This is a genomic window from Kitasatospora sp. MAA19 (assembly GCF_029894125.1).
Taxonomy (GTDB): Bacteria; Actinomycetota; Actinomycetes; order Streptomycetales; family Streptomycetaceae; genus Kitasatospora.
Window position 1 is genome coordinate 220,745 of sequence record NZ_JARXYZ010000003.1, and the last position, 17,911, is coordinate 238,655.

At 68.9% G+C, this 17,911-nt stretch carries 12 protein-coding genes, 2 tRNA genes and 1 pseudogene; 1 reads left to right on the plus strand and 14 read right to left on the minus strand.

Annotation, left to right across the window (positions count from 1 at the left end; all coding sequences use genetic code 11):
• Positions 1 to 112: 112 nt before the first annotated feature.
• From P3T27_RS06570 to P3T27_RS06635, 14 genes and pseudogenes are all read right to left on the minus strand, one after another.
• Positions 113 to 186, minus strand: a tRNA-Met gene (locus P3T27_RS06570).
• Positions 187 to 330: 144 nt separating this feature from the next.
• On the minus strand, positions 331 to 4,224 hold the full coding sequence (locus tag P3T27_RS06575) for a DNA-directed RNA polymerase subunit beta' (protein ID WP_280675206.1): 3,894 nt from the start codon (positions 4,222 to 4,224) through the stop codon (positions 331 to 333).
• Positions 4,225 to 4,322: 98 nt separating this feature from the next.
• Complete coding sequence (rpoB, locus tag P3T27_RS06580; RefSeq protein ID WP_280675208.1) at positions 4,323 to 7,799, minus strand: DNA-directed RNA polymerase subunit beta; 3,477 nt, start codon at positions 7,797 to 7,799, stop codon at positions 4,323 to 4,325.
• 701 nt (positions 7,800 to 8,500) lie between these two features.
• A complete protein-coding gene (rplL, locus tag P3T27_RS06585; protein ID WP_280675210.1) occupies positions 8,501 to 8,884 on the minus strand; it encodes a 50S ribosomal protein L7/L12 in 384 nt (127 codons plus the stop codon).
• An 88-nt stretch (positions 8,885 to 8,972) separates the two neighbouring features.
• A complete protein-coding gene (gene rplJ, locus P3T27_RS06590; RefSeq protein WP_063348937.1) occupies positions 8,973 to 9,536 on the minus strand; it encodes a 50S ribosomal protein L10 in 564 nt (187 codons plus the stop codon).
• A 359-nt stretch (positions 9,537 to 9,895) separates the two neighbouring features.
• On the minus strand, positions 9,896 to 10,771 hold the full coding sequence (locus P3T27_RS06595; RefSeq protein ID WP_280675212.1) for a hypothetical protein: 876 nt from the start codon (positions 10,769 to 10,771) through the stop codon (positions 9,896 to 9,898).
• A gap of 73 nt (positions 10,772 to 10,844) precedes the next feature.
• Positions 10,845 to 11,249, minus strand: a pseudogene (locus tag P3T27_RS06600) (LppX_LprAFG lipoprotein); the annotation flags it as partial.
• Positions 11,250 to 11,338: 89 nt separating this feature from the next.
• Positions 11,339 to 12,178 carry a hypothetical protein gene (locus P3T27_RS06605; protein ID WP_280675214.1) on the minus strand — a complete coding sequence of 280 codons (840 nt, stop codon included), beginning with the start codon at positions 12,176 to 12,178 and terminating at the stop codon, positions 11,339 to 11,341.
• 125 nt (positions 12,179 to 12,303) lie between these two features.
• Complete coding sequence (locus P3T27_RS06610) at positions 12,304 to 13,089, minus strand: hypothetical protein (protein WP_280675216.1); 786 nt, start codon at positions 13,087 to 13,089, stop codon at positions 12,304 to 12,306.
• A gap of 170 nt (positions 13,090 to 13,259) precedes the next feature.
• Positions 13,260 to 13,982 (minus strand): 50S ribosomal protein L1, encoded by a 723-nt coding sequence (gene rplA / locus P3T27_RS06615; RefSeq protein WP_280675218.1) that lies wholly within the window; start codon positions 13,980 to 13,982, stop codon positions 13,260 to 13,262.
• Positions 13,983 to 14,059: 77 nt separating this feature from the next.
• A complete protein-coding gene (rplK, locus tag P3T27_RS06620; RefSeq protein ID WP_280675220.1) occupies positions 14,060 to 14,494 on the minus strand; it encodes a 50S ribosomal protein L11 in 435 nt (144 codons plus the stop codon).
• Between the two features lie 165 nt (positions 14,495 to 14,659).
• Positions 14,660 to 15,556 (minus strand): transcription termination/antitermination protein NusG, encoded by an 897-nt coding sequence (gene nusG, locus P3T27_RS06625; RefSeq protein ID WP_280675222.1) that lies wholly within the window; start codon positions 15,554 to 15,556, stop codon positions 14,660 to 14,662.
• 211 nt (positions 15,557 to 15,767) lie between these two features.
• Complete coding sequence (gene secE / locus P3T27_RS06630; RefSeq protein ID WP_280675224.1) at positions 15,768 to 16,127, minus strand: preprotein translocase subunit SecE; 360 nt, start codon at positions 16,125 to 16,127, stop codon at positions 15,768 to 15,770.
• Positions 16,128 to 16,274: 147 nt separating this feature from the next.
• Positions 16,275 to 16,347: transfer RNA gene (locus P3T27_RS06635), tRNA-Trp, on the minus strand.
• Positions 16,348 to 16,631: 284 nt separating this feature from the next.
• On the opposite strand from P3T27_RS06635, the gene P3T27_RS06640 reads away from it, so the two are divergent.
• Complete coding sequence (locus tag P3T27_RS06640) at positions 16,632 to 17,879, plus strand: pyridoxal phosphate-dependent aminotransferase (RefSeq protein ID WP_280675226.1); 1,248 nt, start codon at positions 16,632 to 16,634, stop codon at positions 17,877 to 17,879.
• The last annotated feature ends 32 nt before the right edge of the window (positions 17,880 to 17,911 follow it).

Below are 17,911 nucleotides of genomic sequence, written 5' to 3' on the forward strand. Positions count from 1 at the left end.
TCACCCGCCTCCCCCACCAGAGCGGTTCCACGCCCTCCCCCGTGCGGGGGAGGGCCGGTCCCGGGAACGCCGAAGGGCCCGGAGGCTGAATGCCTCCGGGCCCTTCGATGTGTAGCGGGGACAGGATTTGAACCTGCGACCTCTGGGTTATGAGCCCAGCGAGCTACCGAGCTGCTCCACCCCGCGTCGGTAAACATGACTCTACGCGACTTCAGCCGGATTACCTAACCGGCCTCCCAAACCCGTGTGACCTGCGGAAACGCCGCAGAGCGAAACGCCGCAGGGCGGCCACCCCGCGAGGGGTGACCGCCCTGCCAGCCGAACTCGGACTCAGCCGGTGTACGGGCCGTAGTCGTAGTCGTCCAGCGGGACCGCCTGGCCGGAGCCGGCGCCGAAGGGCGACAGGTCGTAGTCGTCGTAGCCGACGGCCGAGTACATCGCGGCCTTGGCCTCCTCGGTCGGCTCGACCCGGATGTTGCGGTAGCGGGGCAGACCCGTACCGGCCGGGATGAGCTTACCGAGGATGACGTTCTCCTTGAGGCCCAGCAGCGGGTCCGACTTGGCGTGGATCGCCGCGTCGGTGAGGACCCGGGTCGTCTCCTGGAAGGAGGCGGCCGACAGCCAGGACTCGGTGGCCAGCGAGGCCTTGGTGATACCCATCAGCTGCGGACGGCCGGAGGCGGGGTGACCGCCCTCGGAGACCACACGACGGTTCTCGGTCTCGAAGCGGCCGCGCTCGACGAGCTCGCCCGGGAGCAGCTCGGCGTCGCCCGACTCGATGATCGTCACGCGGCGGAGCATCTGCCGGATGATGATCTCGATGTGCTTGTCGTGGATCGACACGCCCTGCGAGTTGTAGACCTTCTGGACCTCGGCGACCAGGTGGACCTGGACGGCCCGCTGGCCCATGATGCGCAGAACGTCGTGCGGGTTGGTGGCACCCATGGTCAGCTTCTGGCCGACCTCGACCGCCTCGCCCTCGCCGACCAGCAGCTTCACACGCTTGGAGACGGGGTAGGCGATCTCCTCGCTGCCGTCGTCCGGGGTGATGACGATCTTGCGGGTCTTCTCGGTGTCCTCGATCCGCGCCCGGCCGGTGGCCTCCGAGATCGGGGCCACACCCTTGGGGGTACGGGCCTCGAAGAGCTCGACGACACGCGGCAGACCCTGGGTGATGTCGTCACCGGCCACACCACCGGTGTGGAAGGTACGCATGGTCAGCTGGGTACCGGGCTCACCGATGGACTGGGCGGCGATGATGCCGACCGCCTCACCGATGTCGACCAGCTTGCCGGTGGCCAGCGAGCGCCCGTAGCACATGGCGCAGGTGCCGACGGCCGACTCACAGGTCAGGATCGAGCGGGTCTTGACCTCGGCGATGCCGTGGCGGATCAGCTCGTCGATCAGCACGTCACCGAGGTCGGTGTTGGCGGTGGCCAGCAGCTTGCCGTCGACGGTGATGTCCTCGGCGAGCATGCGGGCGTACACGCTGGTCTCGACGTCGTCGGCCTTGCGGAGCACGCCGTCCGCACCCACGGAGCCGATCGCCAGCTTCAGGCCGCGCTCGGTGCCGCAGTCCTCCTCGCGAATGATGACGTCCTGGGAGACGTCGACCAGACGACGGGTGAGGTAGCCGGAGTCGGCGGTACGGAGGGCGGTGTCCGCCAGACCCTTACGGGCACCGTGGGTGGAGATGAAGTACTCCAGCACGGTGAGACCCTCACGGAACGACGCCTTGATGGGTCGCGGGATGGTCTCGTTCTTGGCGTTCGACACCAGACCACGCATACCGGCGATCTGGCGCATCTGCATCATGTTTCCACGAGCACCCGAGTCGACCATCATGAAGATGGGGTTCGTCTTCGGGAAGTTCTCGTTCATGGCCTCGGCGACCTCGTTGGTCGCCTGGGTCCAGATGCCGATGAGCTCCTGCTTGCGCTCGTCGTTGGTGATCAGGCCGCGCTCGTACTGACGCTGGACCTTCTCCGCCTTCGCCTCGTAGCCCTCCAGGATCTGGGGCTTGTTCGGCGGGACGACGACGTCGGAGATCGAGACGGTGACGCCCGAGCGGGTCGACCAGTGGAAACCGGACGCCTTCAGGTTGTCCAGGGTCGCCGCGACGACGACCTTGGGGTAGCGCTCCGCCAGGTCGTTGACGATCGCGGAGAGCTGCTTCTTGCCCACCTCGTAGTCGACGAACGGGTAGTCCTCGGGCAGCAGCTCGTTGAAGAGCGCGCGGCCCAGGGTGGTGGTCAGGCGGAACGGCTCGCCGTCGAACCAGGTCGACTGGCCGTCCTCGTCCACCGGCGGGGTCCAGCCGCGCGGCGGGACGGTGCCGGCCGGCAGGCGCAGCTCGATCGGGGCCTGGACGTCCAGGTCGCGGGCGTCGAAGGCCATGATCGCCTCGGCGGTCGACGAGAAGGTGCGACCGGCGCCCTTCACGTTGTCGCGGTCCGAGGTCAGGAAGAACAGACCGAGCACCATGTCCTGGGTCGGCATGGTGACGGGGCGACCGTCGGCCGGCTTCAGGATGTTGTTCGAGGACAGCATCAGGATGCGGGCCTCGGCCTGCGCCTCCGCGGAGAGCGGCAGGTGGACGGCCATCTGGTCACCGTCGAAGTCCGCGTTGAACGCGGTGCAGACGAGCGGGTGGATCTGGATGGCCTTGCCCTCGACCAGCTGCGGCTCGAAGGCCTGGATGCCGAGGCGGTGCAGGGTGGGCGCACGGTTCAGCAGGACGGGGTGCTCGGCGATGACCTCTTCGAGCACGTCCCACACGACCGGGCGGGCCCGCTCGACCATGCGCTTGGCCGACTTGATGTTCTGCGCGTGGTTCAGGTCGACCAGGCGCTTCATCACGAACGGCTTGAAGAGCTCCAGCGCCATGGCCTTGGGCAGACCGCACTGGTGCAGCTTGAGCTGCGGGCCGACGACGATGACCGAACGGGCCGAGTAGTCGACGCGCTTGCCGAGCAGGTTCTGACGGAAACGACCCTGCTTGCCCTTCAGCATGTCGCTGAGGGACTTCAGCGGGCGGTTGCCCGGGCCGGTGACCGGACGGCCGCGGCGGCCGTTGTCGAACAGCGCGTCGACGGCCTCCTGGAGCATGCGCTTCTCGTTGTTCACGATGATCTCGGGGGCACCGAGGTCGAGCAGGCGCTTCAGGCGGTTGTTGCGGTTGATCACGCGGCGGTACAGGTCGTTCAGGTCGGAGGTCGCGAAGCGGCCACCGTCCAGCTGCACCATCGGACGCAGGTCCGGCGGGATGACCGGGACGCAGTCCAGCACCATGCCGTTGGGCTTGTTGGTGGTCTGCAGGAACGCGGAGACGACCTTGAGGCGCTTCAGCGCACGGGTCTTCTTCTGGCCCTTGCCGGTGCGGATGATCTCGCGCAGGCGCTCGGACTCCTCCGCCAGGTCGAAGGTCTCGAGGCGGTCCTTGAGGGCCGCCGCGCCCATCGAGCCGGAGAAGTAGGTGCCGAAGCGGTCGCGCAGCTCGCGGTAGAGCAGCTCGTCGCCCTCGAGGTCCTGGACCTTGAGGTTCTTGAAGCGGGCCCACACCTCGTCGAGGCGGTCGAGCTCGCGCTGCGCACGGTCGCGCAGCTGCTTCATCTCGCGCTCGGCGCCTTCGCGCACCTTGCGGCGCACGTCGGCCTTGGCGCCCTCGGCCTCCAGCTCGGCCAGGTCGGTCTCGGCCTTCTTGGCACGGGCCTCGAGGTCGGAGTCGCGGCGGTTCTCGATCTGCTGACGCTCGACCGAGACGTGCGCCTCCAGGGACGGCAGGTCGCGCTGGCGGCGCTCGTCGTCGACCCAGGTGATCATGTAGGCGGCGAAGTAGATGACCTTCTCGAGGTCCTTCGGCGCCAGGTCGAGCAGGTAGCCCAGGCGGGACGGCACGCCCTTGAAGTACCAGATGTGGGTGACCGGGGCGGCCAGCTCGATGTGGCCCATCCGCTCACGGCGCACCTTGGCGCGGGTCACCTCGACGCCGCAGCGCTCACAGATGATGCCCTTGAAGCGGACGCGCTTGTACTTACCGCAGTAGCACTCCCAGTCCCGGGTGGGGCCGAAGATCTTCTCGCAGAAGAGTCCGTCCTTTTCGGGCTTCAGGGTGCGGTAGTTGATGGTCTCCGGCTTCTTGACCTCGCCGTGCGACCACTGGCGGATGTCGTCGGCGGTGGCCAGGCCGATGCGGAGCTCGTCGAAGAAGTTGACGTCAAGCACTGGTCGTCAAGCCCTCTTTCGTAAGTCGAGAGTCGTTCATGTGGTCTGAGGGGGGCCTGGGGGCGGGCCGGCTGCGCGGGCAGCCGGCCCAACCTCCGTCAGACCTCTTCGACGCTGCTCGGCTCGCGCCGGGACAGGTCGATGCCGAGCTCCTCGGCGGCGCGGAACACGTCCTCGTCGGAGTCCCGCATCTCGATGGACTGGCCGTCCGAGGACAGCACCTCCACGTTGAGGCAGAGCGACTGCATTTCCTTGATGAGAACCTTGAAGGACTCGGGAATGCCGGGCTCGGGGATGTTCTCGCCCTTGACGATGGCCTCGTAGACCTTCACACGGCCGAGGACGTCGTCGGACTTGATGGTGAGCAGCTCCTGCAGCGCGTAAGCAGCGCCGTACGCCTCAAGGGCCCACACCTCCATCTCACCGAAGCGCTGACCACCGAACTGCGCCTTACCACCGAGCGGCTGCTGGGTGATCATCGAGTACGGACCGGTCGAACGGGCGTGCAGCTTGTCGTCGACCAGGTGGTGCAGCTTGAGGATGTACATGTAGCCGACCGAGACCGGCATCGGGAACGGCTCGCCGGAGCGGCCGTCGAACAGCCGGGCCTTGCCGGTGGAGTTCACCAGGCGCTCACCGTCACGGGTGAGGGTGGTGTTGTCCAGCAGGCCGGTGATCTCGTCCTCGCGGGCGCCGTCGAAGACCGGGGTGGCGAGGTTGGTGCCGCCCTGGACGGTGTCGGCGCCGATCGCCTGGAGGCGCTGGGCCCACTCGTCGGCGAGGCCGGAGACGTCCCAGCCCTGCTTCGCGAGCCACCCGAGGTGGATCTCCAGGACCTGTCCCGGGTTCATTCGGGACGGGACACCCAGCGGGTTGAGGATGATGTCGACCGGGGTGCCGTCCTCCAGGAACGGCATGTCCTCGACCGGCAGGATCTTGGAGATGACGCCCTTGTTGCCGTGACGGCCGGCGAGCTTGTCACCGTTGGTGATCTTGCGCTTCTGGGCCACGTAGACGCGCACCAGCTGGTTCACGCCCGGGGGAAGCTCGTCCCCCTCCTCGCGGTCGAAGACGCGCACGCCGATGACCTTGCCGGACTCACCGTGCGGGACCTTCAGCGAGGTGTCGCGGACCTCGCGCGCCTTCTCACCGAAGATCGCGCGGAGCAGGCGCTCCTCGGGGGTCAGCTCGGTCTCACCCTTCGGGGTGACCTTGCCGACGAGGATGTCGCCGGTGACGACGTCGGCGCCGATCCGGATGATGCCGCGCTCGTCGAGGTCGGCGAGGACCTCCTCGGAGACGTTCGGGATGTCCCGGGTGATCTCCTCGGGGCCGAGCTTGGTGTCACGGGCGTCGACCTCGTGCTCCTCGATGTGGATCGAGGAGAGGACGTCGTCCTGGACGAGGCGCTGCGACAGGATGATCGCGTCCTCGTAGTTGTGACCCTCCCACGACATGAACGCCACGAGCAGGTTCTTGCCGAGGGCCATCTCGCCCTCGTCGGTGCACGGGCCGTCGGCCAGCACCTGGTTGACCTCGACCCGGGCGCCCTCGTCCACGAGCACCTTCTGGTTGAAGGCGGTGCCCTGGTTGGAGCGGGTGAACTTGGCGGCGCGGTACGTGGTGTACGTGCCGTCGTCGTTGGCCACGGTGACGTAGTCGGCCGAGACCTCCTGGACGACACCCGACTTCTCGGCGGTGATGACGTCCGCGGCGTCGACGGCGCAGCGGTACTCCATGCCGGTACCGACCAGCGGAGCCTCGCTCTTCAGCAGCGGCACCGCCTGGCGCATCATGTTCGAGCCCATGAGCGCGCGGTTGGCGTCGTCGTGCTCGAGGAACGGGATCATGGCGGTCGCGACCGACACCATCTGGCGCGGCGAGACGTCCATGTAGTCGATCTCGGTGCCGGGGATGTAGTCGATCTCGCCGCCACGGCGGCGGACCAGGACGCGCGGCTCGGCGAAGGTCAGCTCCGCCGTCAGCGGGGCGTTGGCCTGCGCGATGACGTAGCGGTCCTCCTCGTCGGCGGTCAGGTAGTCGACCTGCTCGGTGACGACACCCTCGATGACCTTGCGGTACGGGGTCTCGATGAAGCCGAAGGCGTTGACCCGGCCGTACGAGGCCAGCGACCCGATCAGACCGATGTTCGGGCCTTCAGGGGTCTCGATGGGACACATGCGCCCGTAGTGCGAGGGGTGCACGTCACGGACCTCGAAGCCGGCGCGCTCACGGGAGAGACCACCGGGGCCGAGGGCCGACAGACGACGCTTGTGGGTCAGGCCCGACAGCGGGTTCGTCTGGTCCATGAACTGCGACAGCTGGCTGGTGCCGAAGAACTCCTTGATGGAGGCGACGACCGGCCGGATGTTGATCAGGGTCTGCGGCGTGATCGCCTCGACGTCCTGGGTGGTCATGCGCTCGCGCACGACGCGCTCCATACGGGCGAGACCCGTACGGACCTGGTTCTGGATGAGCTCGCCGACGTTGCGCAGGCGGCGGTTGCCGAAGTGGTCGATGTCGTCGACCTCGACCACGATGTCGCGACCGGTCTGGTCGTTCCACTCGGTCTCACCGGCGTGCAGCTTCACCAGGTACTTGATCGCACCGATGATGTCGGGCTCGGTGAGCACGCCGGAGTCCAGGGACTCTGCGTTGCCCAGCTTGCGGTTGACCTTGTAACGGCCGACCTTGGCGAGGTCGTAGCGCTTCGGGTTGAAGTACAGGTTCTCCAACAGCGTCTGCGCCGCCTCGCGCGTGGGCGGCTCGCCCGGGCGCAGCTTGCGGTAGATGTCCAGCAGCGCGTCGTCCTGGCCCTGGGTGTGGTCCTTCTCCAGGGTGTTGCGCATGGACTCGTACTCGCCGAACTCCTCGAGAATCATCTCGTTGGTCCAGCCGAGCGCCTTGAGCAGCACGGTGACGGACTGCTTGCGCTTGCGGTCGATGCGGACGCCGACCATGTCGCGCTTGTCGATCTCCATCTCCAGCCAGGCACCACGCGAGGGGATGACCTTGCAGGAGTAGATGTCCTTGTCGGACACCTTGTCCAGGGTGGAGTCGAAGTACACACCCGGGGAGCGGACGAGCTGCGACACGACGACACGCTCGGTGCCGTTGATCACGAACGTGCCCTTGTGGGTCATGAGCGGGAAGTCGCCCATGAAGACCGTCTGAGACTTGATCTCACCGGTCTCGTTGTTGGTGAACTCGGCCGTGACGAAGAGCGGGGCCGCGTACGTGAAGTCACGGTCCTTGCACTCGTCAATGGAGTTCTTCGGCGGCTCGAAACGGTGGTCGCGGAAGGTCAGAGACATCGACCCGCTGAAGTCCTCGATCGGGGAGATCTCCTCGAAGATCTCCTCCAGACCGGACTTGGTGGGGACGTCCAGACCGTTCTCCAGCGCCTCCTCGACCCGGGACTTCCAGGCCGCATTGCCGAGCAGCCAGTCAAAGCTCTCGGTCTGCAGGGCCAGGAGGTTCGGTACCTCGAGGGGCTCCTTGATCTTCGCGAAGGAGACGCGGAGCGGGGCGGTGGATGCGGCGGAATTGTTCGAGGCGTTGCGCGGCGCGGCCAAGAGGGGGGTCCTTCCGAGGGCTCGGAGCTCACTACGCGCGTACCAGCCGGGCCTAACTGGGCTTGGTCCCGCCTCCCTCGCCACTGGCCTCTGCCGGGGATCGAAACCCCAGGTCAGAGCCGCTTTGCGGAGGCGATGCCAGACCCCTTCAGGGCAACGCAAACTCCGGGCGACGAGTCACGGAGCAGCTAACAGGCAGCGCAAAGGGACAGTGTAGCCAAAGGGCACACTGCTGTCCAGCTCTGATTCGGAAACCGAATCGGAGACTCCTCCCGGTAGCCGGCGGACGCGAACACCCACCGGGTACTGCACCGGCCCGGGCACTGCCCGGGCCCCATAACTCACGTGGAGTCATTTCCCGCCTGAGCCACTGGTTATGCATCCAGCGGCAAACCAACCGGGCGGACTCGCGCCTTGAGAATCGCGCGCCTCGCCGGGTTCGTCAAGGGCCCGCAGGCGGTGCGGACCTCGACCCGTTCATCGGCCGGGCGGCCCCCGGCGTTACAGAAGCCGTGGTGGGGGCCACCGTCGATGACGGTGATCACCATACCCGCCCGCACCGACGCTGCCGAGTGGGCTCTCGGCCACACCGGTGGTTCCCGGCCGTACGGCGGCCCTGGGCCTGGAACGCGAAAAGGCCGGGCCGACCACCCACAAGGGTGATCGGCCCGGCCTCAGGCCCCCTCAGAGGGGGCGAGAAGTCACTTGACGGTGACCTTGGCGCCGGCACCCTCGAGGGCGGCCTTGGCCTTCTCGGCAACGTCCTTGGCAACCTTCTCCAGGACCTTGGCACCAGCGGTGTCAACGAGGTCCTTGGCCTCCTTCAGGCCGAGGGAGGTCAGGGTGCGCACCTCCTTGATGACCTGGATCTTCTTGTCGCCGGCACCCTCGAGGATGACGTCGAACTCGTCCTGCTCGGCCTCGGCCTCGGCCGGGGCACCGGCAACGCCGGCGGCGGCAATGGCGACCGGGGCGGCGGCGGTGACGTCGAACTTCTCCTCGAAGGCCTTCACAAAGGCGGCCAGCTCGATGAGGGTGAGGCCCTCGAACTGCTCGAGCAGCTCGTCCTGGGACAGCTTCGCCATGATGGCGTCCTTCCACTAAATCGGCAGGTGGTGCCGTATGTACGGGTTGGGCGGGCACGGGCCCGCAGCGAGGCGTGAGCCTGCCGAATTACTCGGCGGCGGCGTCCTCGGCGGCGGGAGCCGGCGTACCGGCACCGCCCTGCTCGACCTTGTCGCGCAGCGCGTCCACAGTGCGGACGAGCTTCGACGGCAGGGCCTGGAAGAGCGCGGCAGCCTGGGACTGCTTGGCCTTCAGGGCACCCGCCAGCTTGGCGAGCAGCACCTCGCGGGACTCGAGGTCCGCGAGCTTCTTGATCTCATCGGCGGACAGCGCCTTACCGTCAAGGACACCGCCCTTGATGATGAGAGCGGGGTTCTCCTTGGCGAAGTCACGCAGAGCCTTCGCCGACTCCACCGGGTCACCGGTGACGAAGGCGACAGCCGTCGGACCGTTGAACAGGTCGTCGAGCTCCGAAATCCCGGCCTCATTGGCCGCGATCTTGGTCAGCGTGTTCTTCACCACGGCGTACTCGGCGTTCTCGCCGAGCGAGCGACGCAGGGTCTTGACCTGCTTCACCGAGAGACCGCGGTACTCGGTCAGCAGCGCCGCGGAGGAGCCACGGAACTTGTCCGTGATCTCGGCGACGGCGGCAGCCTTGTCGGGCCTTGCCATAGGCTTACGCCTCCTTCCGTGATGTCGAAGTCCGGCCGACCGCGAAAGTCGACCATTCACGCCTCGAACCAACCGGACGGAAGGAAAGCCCCTGCGGAAAAGCAGATGAGCCCCGGTGCGCAGGCGCACGGGGCTCGGTACGACCTCAACGGGCATGCGCGTGAACGCGGACCCGGAAGTCGAAGCTCCAGACACACCTGCGCGGGCTGACTGCGACGAAGCGCAGATCCTTCGGCCACCGGATCCCTTGCGGGGCGCGGCGACAACCAGCGGTCTTTGGCTTCGGTAACACTAACCGGACTCGCCCGTCCGGGGCAAATCGCCCCTGACCGGCCGAGATCGGCCGGGGCGGACGGGGCTCAGCGGGCCAGCGGGGAGACCGTCCGGGTACCGGTGTCCACGGTGTCCGACTCGGCCGGAGCCTGCACCGAGAGCAGGGCGCCGGCGAAGTCGGAGTAGAGCACCGAGTCGTCCGCCTGGCCGCTGTCCCCGCTGCCGGTGCGCTGCAGCCTGACCAGCTGGTCCTTGTCGTTGAGCCAGAGGTCCAGGGTGAGCGAGAGCGAGCCGCCGGGGGCCAGCGCGGCCCGCAGGCCGTCCCGGCGGGACTGGGTCAGCTGGGTCTGGGCGGCCGCGTAGCGCTCGGCGGTGGTGGTGACCCGGTAGTGCTCGACCGTCGAGTCCTCGAACTTCTCCTCGCCGACGAAGCGGGCGTCCGCCCCGTCGACGGTGGCGGCGGCCAGCGCCTCGACCGGGTTCAGCAGGTCGATCAGCCCCGCGTACGGGACCTCCTTGTGGCCGTCCGGGTCGGGCGGGACGGCGAAGCGCTCCCAGTGCCGGCCGCCCTGGCGGGCCGCGGTGGCGGCGTCGCCGCCCTGGTAGGCGACGGTGTCCACGACGATCAGCTGCTCGGCGTCGGCCGGAGTGGAGCGCTTGATCTGGAGCGCCGTCTTGGGCTGCCAGAACAGCGGCCCGGATCCGGCGTCCGCGCCCAGCCGGTAGCTGACCTTGGCCCGGCGGGCGGTCTGCATGGCCAGCTGGGCGGAGAGCAGGACACCGTGCGGCGAGCGGTCGGTGGGCTTGGCCGGCCCGGTCGGCGAGGCGCTGGTCGGGGTCGAGGTCGGAGCCGGGCTGCTGGACGGCGTGGACGACGCGTCGCCGCCCCCGCCGCATCCGGTCAGCCCGCTCGCCAGCAGGACGACCGCGGCCAGTGCCGCCAACCGCTGCCGTCCCGCCATCGTCTGGTTCCTCCTCGCCCGCGTGCCGCGCCGGCGGCCCTGTCTCCCGGCCACCTTGCCACCCGGGCCCGGGTCAGCTGGTGGCGCCCCCCTTGCCGAGCTTCGCCAGCTCGGCCAGTTCCACTGTGTCGGACGCGTCCGGCGCCGGCGCGGTGACCGGGGTGCCGTAGTCCGAGTAGAGGACGGTGGCCTTGAACGCGCCGGCCTTGGTGTTGCCGGTCTCGGTCCGCTGGACGACCAGCTGGTCGGCGTCCACCCAGACGTCGATCCGCTCGCTGGTGAGGCCGGCCGTGGCCAGCTTCTGCTTGACCTGGTCGAGCTGCTCCCGGGTCACGCCCTTGCCGGCCATGGAGGCGATCTCGTCGGCGCTGAGTTCACCGGTGTAGTGGGTGGTGGCCTTGCCGTTCAGCGGCTCCTGCCCCACCTCGGTCACCTTGCCTGTCGCGATCAGCATCCGGACGCCCTCGACCGGGTCCGCTGAGAGCCCCGGGTGCGGTGTGCGCCCGGGGCGTCAGCCGGTTGGTACGGATGGAGCCTCGTCGGCTCCGATGCGCGGGCTCGGCGGGATCAGCCGAGCAGCTTGAGGATGTCGGCGTCGCTGCCCAGGTCGGTGGCGGCAGGGGCCTCGATCCTGGCCGCCTTGCCGAGGTCGGAGTACTTGACCGTGACGGCGTCGTGCTCGCCGTTCTTGTCGCCGTACTCCTGGTACTGGACGAGTTCCTGTCGGCCGTTGAGCCAGAAGTCGACGGTGAGGGTCTTGCCGTCGTCGTCCAGGGACTTCTGGACGGCCGCGCGCTGGTCGGCCGACAGCGCCGGCATCCCGGCCACCATGGCGGAGGCGTCCTCGACCGCCCGCAGGTGGGTGACCTGGACGCCGTCGAGGCTCTCCTGGCCGACCTTGACGGGCTTGCCGCCCTGCGCGGCGAGGGTGAGCTGGACGACCGGGTTGACCAGCTGGCTCATCAGCAGGACGCCGTCGCCGAGTTCGTTCGAGGCGGGCAGCTTGAGCCAGTGCTTTCCGCCCATGGCCGCGGCCTCGGTGTCGCCGCCGCCGAGGTAGCCGTCGGTCCCGATCACCCGGAACCGGATCTTCTTGGTCTCCACCTCGCCGGTCAGGTCGACGGCCGTGCGGCTCGGGTCCTTCCAGTCGGCGTCGCCGTTGCCGGCGGTGTGGGTCGAGCCGTCCGGGGCGATCATGGTGACCTTGCCGTTGCCGGCCTTCTGCATCACCAGCGCGGCGGCGGCCAGCGCGGTCCTGGGGTCTCCGCCCATGGCCGCGGCCACCGCGTCGCCGCCCTTGGCACCGCCGCTCGTGGCGTCCGCGGCGCCCTTGCTGCCGCAGGCGGTGGCGGCACCGAGCAGCACGGTCGCCGTGACGACGGTCGAGGCGAGGCGCACAGCACGCATGAAGTCCCCCGTGAGATCCGAACGATGAGATCCGAACGATCCGAAGAAGAGCCGATTTTCAGCTTCTTCTCACGCGGACTCTAACGGATCGCCAGAGGCCCCACGCACCGGATATCCCCGTCCTGTCACCCGTCCCCGGCAGGGGACTCATCGCCCACCCCGGGGGCCGAGACATCCGTCGTGGTCACCGTGGTTCCGGCACTCCCCCGGGCCGTCGCCCGCAGCCTCAGCAGCCGCTCGCCGGGCCCGACCCAGACGTCGTAGCCGATCGCCGCCACCCCCCGCTGCCGGTACCAGTCGACCACCGCGGCGAGCCGCTCCGGGGTCAACTCCTTGTCGTCGCTGAAGTATTCGGCCACCGGCGCGGAGCCCTGGTAGTGCGCGACGGTCATCCCGGCCAGCTGCTCGCCGCCGAGCGATCCGAGCTTCCCGGTCTGCGCGATCGCGTACGCGCGGCTGCCCGGGTTGGTGACGAGTCCGGTCATCCAGCCGCCCGCGTAGCCGCCCGGACCGGTGGCCGACCGCGAGTCGAGCGACTCGGCACTGTCCCGGTCCGCGTGCCTGGGCTGGGCGCCCTGGTAGCTGAGGTCGAGCTCGCCGTTGCGGGCGGTCAGCTGCCCGGTGCCCCGCTCGTCGGTGACGGTCAGCGCGGCCTCGTCCCGGGGGCCCCAGACCAGCGTGCCGCTCGCGGTGCGCCGGCCGGCCGGGCCCTCCTCGACCACGTCGATCCGGGCGCCGCCCGCGTCATCCAGCGCCTGGGCGGCGGCGAGCACCACCTGCCGGGGCGGCACGGCCGCGGCCTCGCCGCCGGGGGTCCGGGTCCCCGGAACGGCCAGCAGGCTGCACCCGGTGGTGGCGCCGAGCAGCAGCAGGGCCGCCGCCGCGGCGGCGGGGCGAAGGGTGGGCGGCACGGCACACTCCGACGGTCACACGTTCTGCACATGATCTGACCGGCAGAGCGTACGACGCTTCGGGCAACCGTTCCCATCCGCCCCCGTCCCCGAGGGAAACGACGGCGGGCCCGCACCCCCGGCGAAGGGGGTACGGGCCCGCCGTGCGGACTGCTTCAGAGCCGATCGGCTCAGACCGCGGCCGGGTCCTCCTCGACGAGGAGGTTGCGGGTGCGGTTCGGGTCCACCAGGATGCCGGGGCCGATGGTGGTGCTGATGGCGGTCTTCTTGATGTAGCGACCCTTGGCGGCGGACGGCTTGGCGCGGAGCACCTCGTCCAGCGCGGCGGCGTAGTTCTCGACCAGCTGCTCGTCGGTGAAGGAGGCCTTACCGATGATGAAGTGCAGGTTCGAGTGCTTGTCGACGCGGAACTCGATCTTGCCGCCCTTGATGTCGTTGACAGCCTTGGCGACGTCCGGGGTCACGGTGCCGGTCTTCGGGTTCGGCATCAGACCACGGGGACCGAGCACGCGGCCGAGGCGGCCGACCTTGCCCATGAGGTCCGGGGTGGCGACGACGGCGTCGAAGTCCAGACGGCCCTTGGCGACCTCGTCGATCAGCTCGTCGGAGCCGACGATGTCGGCGCCCGCAGCACGCGCGGCCTCGGCACGGTCACCGGTCGCGAAGACCAGGACCCGAGCGGTCTTACCGGTGCCGTGCGGGAGGATCACGGTGCTGCGGACCATCTGGTCGGCCTTGCGCGGGTCGACGCCCAGACGCATGGCGACCTCGACGGTGCCGTCGAACTTGGTGGTGCTGGTCGCCTTGGCGAGGCGAATGGCCTCGAGGGGGGCGTAAAGGCGCTCGCGGTCGACCTGAGCGTCCGCGGCCTTCAGAGCCTTGCTGCGCTTCACTGCTGCTCCTGAATGGTGATGGGAGTCGTGGTCTCACGGGCCTGCGCAGGCCCTACCACAGGGACGAGAAGGGCTGATCAGCCCTCGACGGTGATGCCCATCGACCGGGCGGTGCCGGCGATGATCTTCTCCGCCGCGTCCAGGTCGTTGGCGTTCAGGTCGGGCATCTTGGTCGTGGCGATGTCGCGGACCTGGGCGCTGGTGAGCTTGGCGACCTTGGTCTTGTGCGGCTCGCTGGAGCCCTTGTCGATACCGGCGGCCTTCAGGATGAGGCGCGCGGCCGGCGGCGTCTTCGTGATGAAGGTGAAGGAACGGTCATCGTAGACCGTGATCTCCACCGGCACGATCATGCCGCGCTGCGACTCGGTCGCAGCGTTGTAGGCCTTGCAGAACTCCATGATGTTGACGCCGTGCTGGCCCAGCGCGGGGCCGACCGGCGGCGCCGGGTTGGCCGCACCGGCGTTGATCTGGAGCTTGATAAGCCCCGTGACCTTCTTCTTCTTGGGAGGCATGTCTCTCCGGGTCCTTCCGAGAGGTGATTGCTGGTGTGTGCGGAACCGGGGCGACACCCGGCCGCCAGCACACACATCGAACCAGGCTAACGCCTTCGCGTCGCTGGACCAAAACGGATCCGGGGCAGGGCCCTCGGCCCCGCCCCGGATCCGAAGACCGTGGGACTAGTTCTTCTGGATCTGGTCGAAGGAGAGCTCGACCGGGGTCTCCCGGCCGAAGATCTCGACCAGGCCCTTGACCTTCTTCGAGTCGGGGTTGATCTCGTTGATGGTCGCCTGCAGGGTCGCGAACGGGCCGTCGGTGACGGTGACCGAGTCGCCGACCTCGAAGTCCAGCACCTGGATCTCGCTCGGCTTGACCGGCGAGGGCTTGCCGGCCTCCTTGGCCGCCTGGCGCTCGACGTCCGGGGCGAGCATCTTGACGACCTCGTCCAGGGTCAGCGGGTACGGGTCGTAGGCGTTGCCGACGAAGCCGGTGACACCGGGGGTGTTGCGCACGACGCCCCAGGACTCGGGGGTGAGGTCCATGCGCACCAGGACGTAGCCGGGGAGCTTGTTCTGGCGGATGGTCTTGCGGTCGCCGTTCTTGATCTGGACGACCTCCTCCTGCGGCACCTCGGCCTGGAAGATGTACTCCTCGACGTTCAGCGAGACGGCGCGCTGCTCCAGGTTCTGCTTCACCCGGTTCTCGTAGCCGGCGTAGGTGTGGATCACGTACCACTCGCCCGGCATGAAGCGCAGGTCCTCGCGGAACTTGGCGACCGGGTCGACCTCGACGGCCTCCTCGACGGCCTCCTCGGCCTCGACCTCGGCCTCGGCCTCCTCGGCGGCCTCCTCGACGGCGGGCTCCACGTCGCTCTCCACGTGCAGCGCGGCCTCCTCGGCGGGCTCGCTGGCCTCGGCCTCGTCGTACGCCTCGACCTCGTCCTCGTCGCTGTCCGCGGCGTCCACGATCTGCTCGGCGGACTCGGCTTCGTCAGCCAGCTCGGCCGCGTCCAGCTCGGCGGCGACATCCGCCTCGCGGACGGTCTCGTCGGCGTCGTACAGGGGGGACTCAGACACGGTGGCTGCTTCTTTCCTGGAGATGGTGAAGGTGGCGCGCTCCGGGGCCGCCTCCGGCGGGCTGCCGCTCGCGCGGGCGCCAGGAAGAGGACTCGGAGACTTCAACAGTACCGAGTCCACGGTAGCGGCCGCGTACAACCGGCGCAGACAGCACGACCCGGGCCGAGGATCGGCCCGGGTCGGGAGGCTGTTTCGAAGGGGGACGGCCAGGTCAGCCGAACACCAGGAGGCTCAGCTTGGAGAGGCCGTAGTCCAGGCCGGCCACGAAGGCCATCACGACCACGACGAACACGACGACGACGGTCGTGTAGTTGGTGAGCTCACTCCGGGTGGGCCAGACGACCTTGCGCAGTTCGGCGATGATCTGGCGGTAGAAGAGGGCGGTCCGGGCGAACAGGCCCTTCTTGGCCCGCTTGCCGGCCTTCTTGTCGCCCGCGCGGGCGGCCCGCTTGCGGTCGCGGCGCGAGAGCGCCTTCTCCTCGCCCTCCGCAGGCGTGGTCTCGGCAGCGCCGTCGGCCCCCTCGGGGTTGCCGCTCTCAGGCGTTGCGGTGGAGCCCGTGGTCTCCGTCACTCGTCCTCACCTGAATCCGGGTCCTGCCGAGCGTCCCGTCACCCGATGGGGCACGAACGTCCGGCTAAAAACGGTGCTGATCGGCGCCCTCTCCGCGTCAAGCCCGCTCGCTCTGTCGAGCGAACGGGCTGAAAACGGATCAAGCAGCAGGGCAAGAGGGACTTGAACCCCCAACCGCCGGTTTTGGAGACCGGTGCTCTACCAATTGAGCTATTGCCCTACGGGGCCTCGCGGCTCCGTAGCGACCAACCTACCGCATCTCCCCCCGCTGTCTGCACAGCTGGCGGAAGCTCCGGTCTTTTTCGGCGGGCCGTCGAGCAGTGAGTGTACGTGGTCGAGGGGTGTTTGGTCGAACCTCTTCTTCCGCGGGCCCTGGTCGCCCGGCATATGTCCGGCAGGCCCGCGTGATCACCGGCGGATCGGCGGGCGCCGCCATGTGGACGGACCGGTACGGATGGTGAAACCGCGATGCCCGGTCCGTCCCGGTTCTGCGACGATGCAGGCATGAGCGCTTCCACCCCGCAGCCCGACCGTTCCATCCGCCCCGCCGACCGCCGGGTCTCCGCCCGGGTCGGCGCGATCGCCGAGTCCGCGACCCTCGCCGTGGACGCCAAGGCCAAGGCCCTCAAGGCGGCCGGCCGTCCGGTGATCGGCTTCGGCGCAGGCGAGCCGGACTTCCCCACCCCGGACTACATCGTCGAGGCGGCCGTCGAGGCCTGCCGCGACCCGAAGAACCACCGCTACACCCCGGCGGGTGGCCTGCCCGAGCTGAAGGCCGCGATCGCCGCCAAGACGCTGCGCGACTCCGGCTACGAGGTGGACGCCTCCCAGGTGCTCGTCACCAACGGCGGCAAGCAGGCGATCTACGAGGCGTTCGCCGCGATCCTGGACCCGGGCGACGAGGTCATCATCCCGGCCCCGTACTGGACCACCTACCCGGAGTCGGTCCAGCTCGCCGGCGGTGTCCCGGTGGCGGTCGTGACCGACGAGACCACCGGCTACAAGGTCTCGGTCGAGCAGCTGGAGGCCGCCCGCACCGAGAACACCAAGGTGGTGCTCTTCGTCTCGCCGTCCAACCCGACCGGCGCGGTGTACACCGAGGCCGAGGCCGAGGCGATCGGCCGCTGGGCGCTGGAGCACGGCCTCTGGGTGCTCACCGACGAGATCTACGAGCACCTGGTGTACGGCGAGGCCGCCTTCACCTCGCTGCCGGCCCTGCTGCCCGAGCTGGCCGACAAGTGCGTCGTGGTCAACGGTGTCGCCAAGACCTACGCGATGACCGGCTGGCGGGTGGGCTGGGTGATCGGCCCCAAGGACGTGGTCAAGGCCGCGACCAACCTGCAGTCGCACGCCACCTCGAACGTCTCCAACGTCGCCCAGCGCGCCGCGATCGCCGCCGTCAGCGGCGACCTGTCCGCGGTGCACGAGATGCGCACCGCCTTCGACCGCCGCCGCCGGACCATCGTGCGGATGCTCAACGAGATCGAGGGCGTGTACTGCCCCGAGCCGGAGGGCGCGTTCTACGTCTACCCGTCCGTCAAGGGCCTGCTGGGCAAGGAGATCCGCGGCAAGCGCCCGCAGAGCTCCGGCGAGCTGGCCTCGCTGATCCTGGACGAGGCCGAGGTCGCGGCCGTCCCGGGCGAGGCCTTCGGCACCCCCGGCTACCTGCGGTTCTCCTACGCGCTCGGCGACGCCGACCTGGTCGAGGGCATCGGCCGGCTGCAGAAGCTGCTCGGCGAGGCCCGCGACTGACGTCAATCCGACGTGCCGGTTTCACCCGGGAA

Excerpts from the sequence above, each read along its gene's own strand:
- rplK (WP_280675220.1), bottom strand. The coding sequence starts at position 14,494 with ATGCCTCCCAAGAAGAAGAAGGTCACGGGGCTTATCAAGCTCCAGATC.
- P3T27_RS06605 (WP_280675214.1), bottom strand. The coding sequence starts at position 12,178 with ATGCGTGCTGTGCGCCTCGCCTCGACCGTCGTCACGGCGACCGTGCTG.
- rplJ (WP_063348937.1), bottom strand. The coding sequence starts at position 9,536 with ATGGCAAGGCCCGACAAGGCTGCCGCCGTCGCCGAGATCACGGACAAG.
- rplL (WP_280675210.1), bottom strand. The coding sequence starts at position 8,884 with ATGGCGAAGCTGTCCCAGGACGAGCTGCTCGAGCAGTTCGAGGGCCTC.
- P3T27_RS06595 (WP_280675212.1), bottom strand. The coding sequence starts at position 10,771 with ATGGCGGGACGGCAGCGGTTGGCGGCACTGGCCGCGGTCGTCCTGCTG.
- P3T27_RS06640 (WP_280675226.1), top strand. The coding sequence starts at position 16,632 with ATGAGCGCTTCCACCCCGCAGCCCGACCGTTCCATCCGCCCCGCCGAC.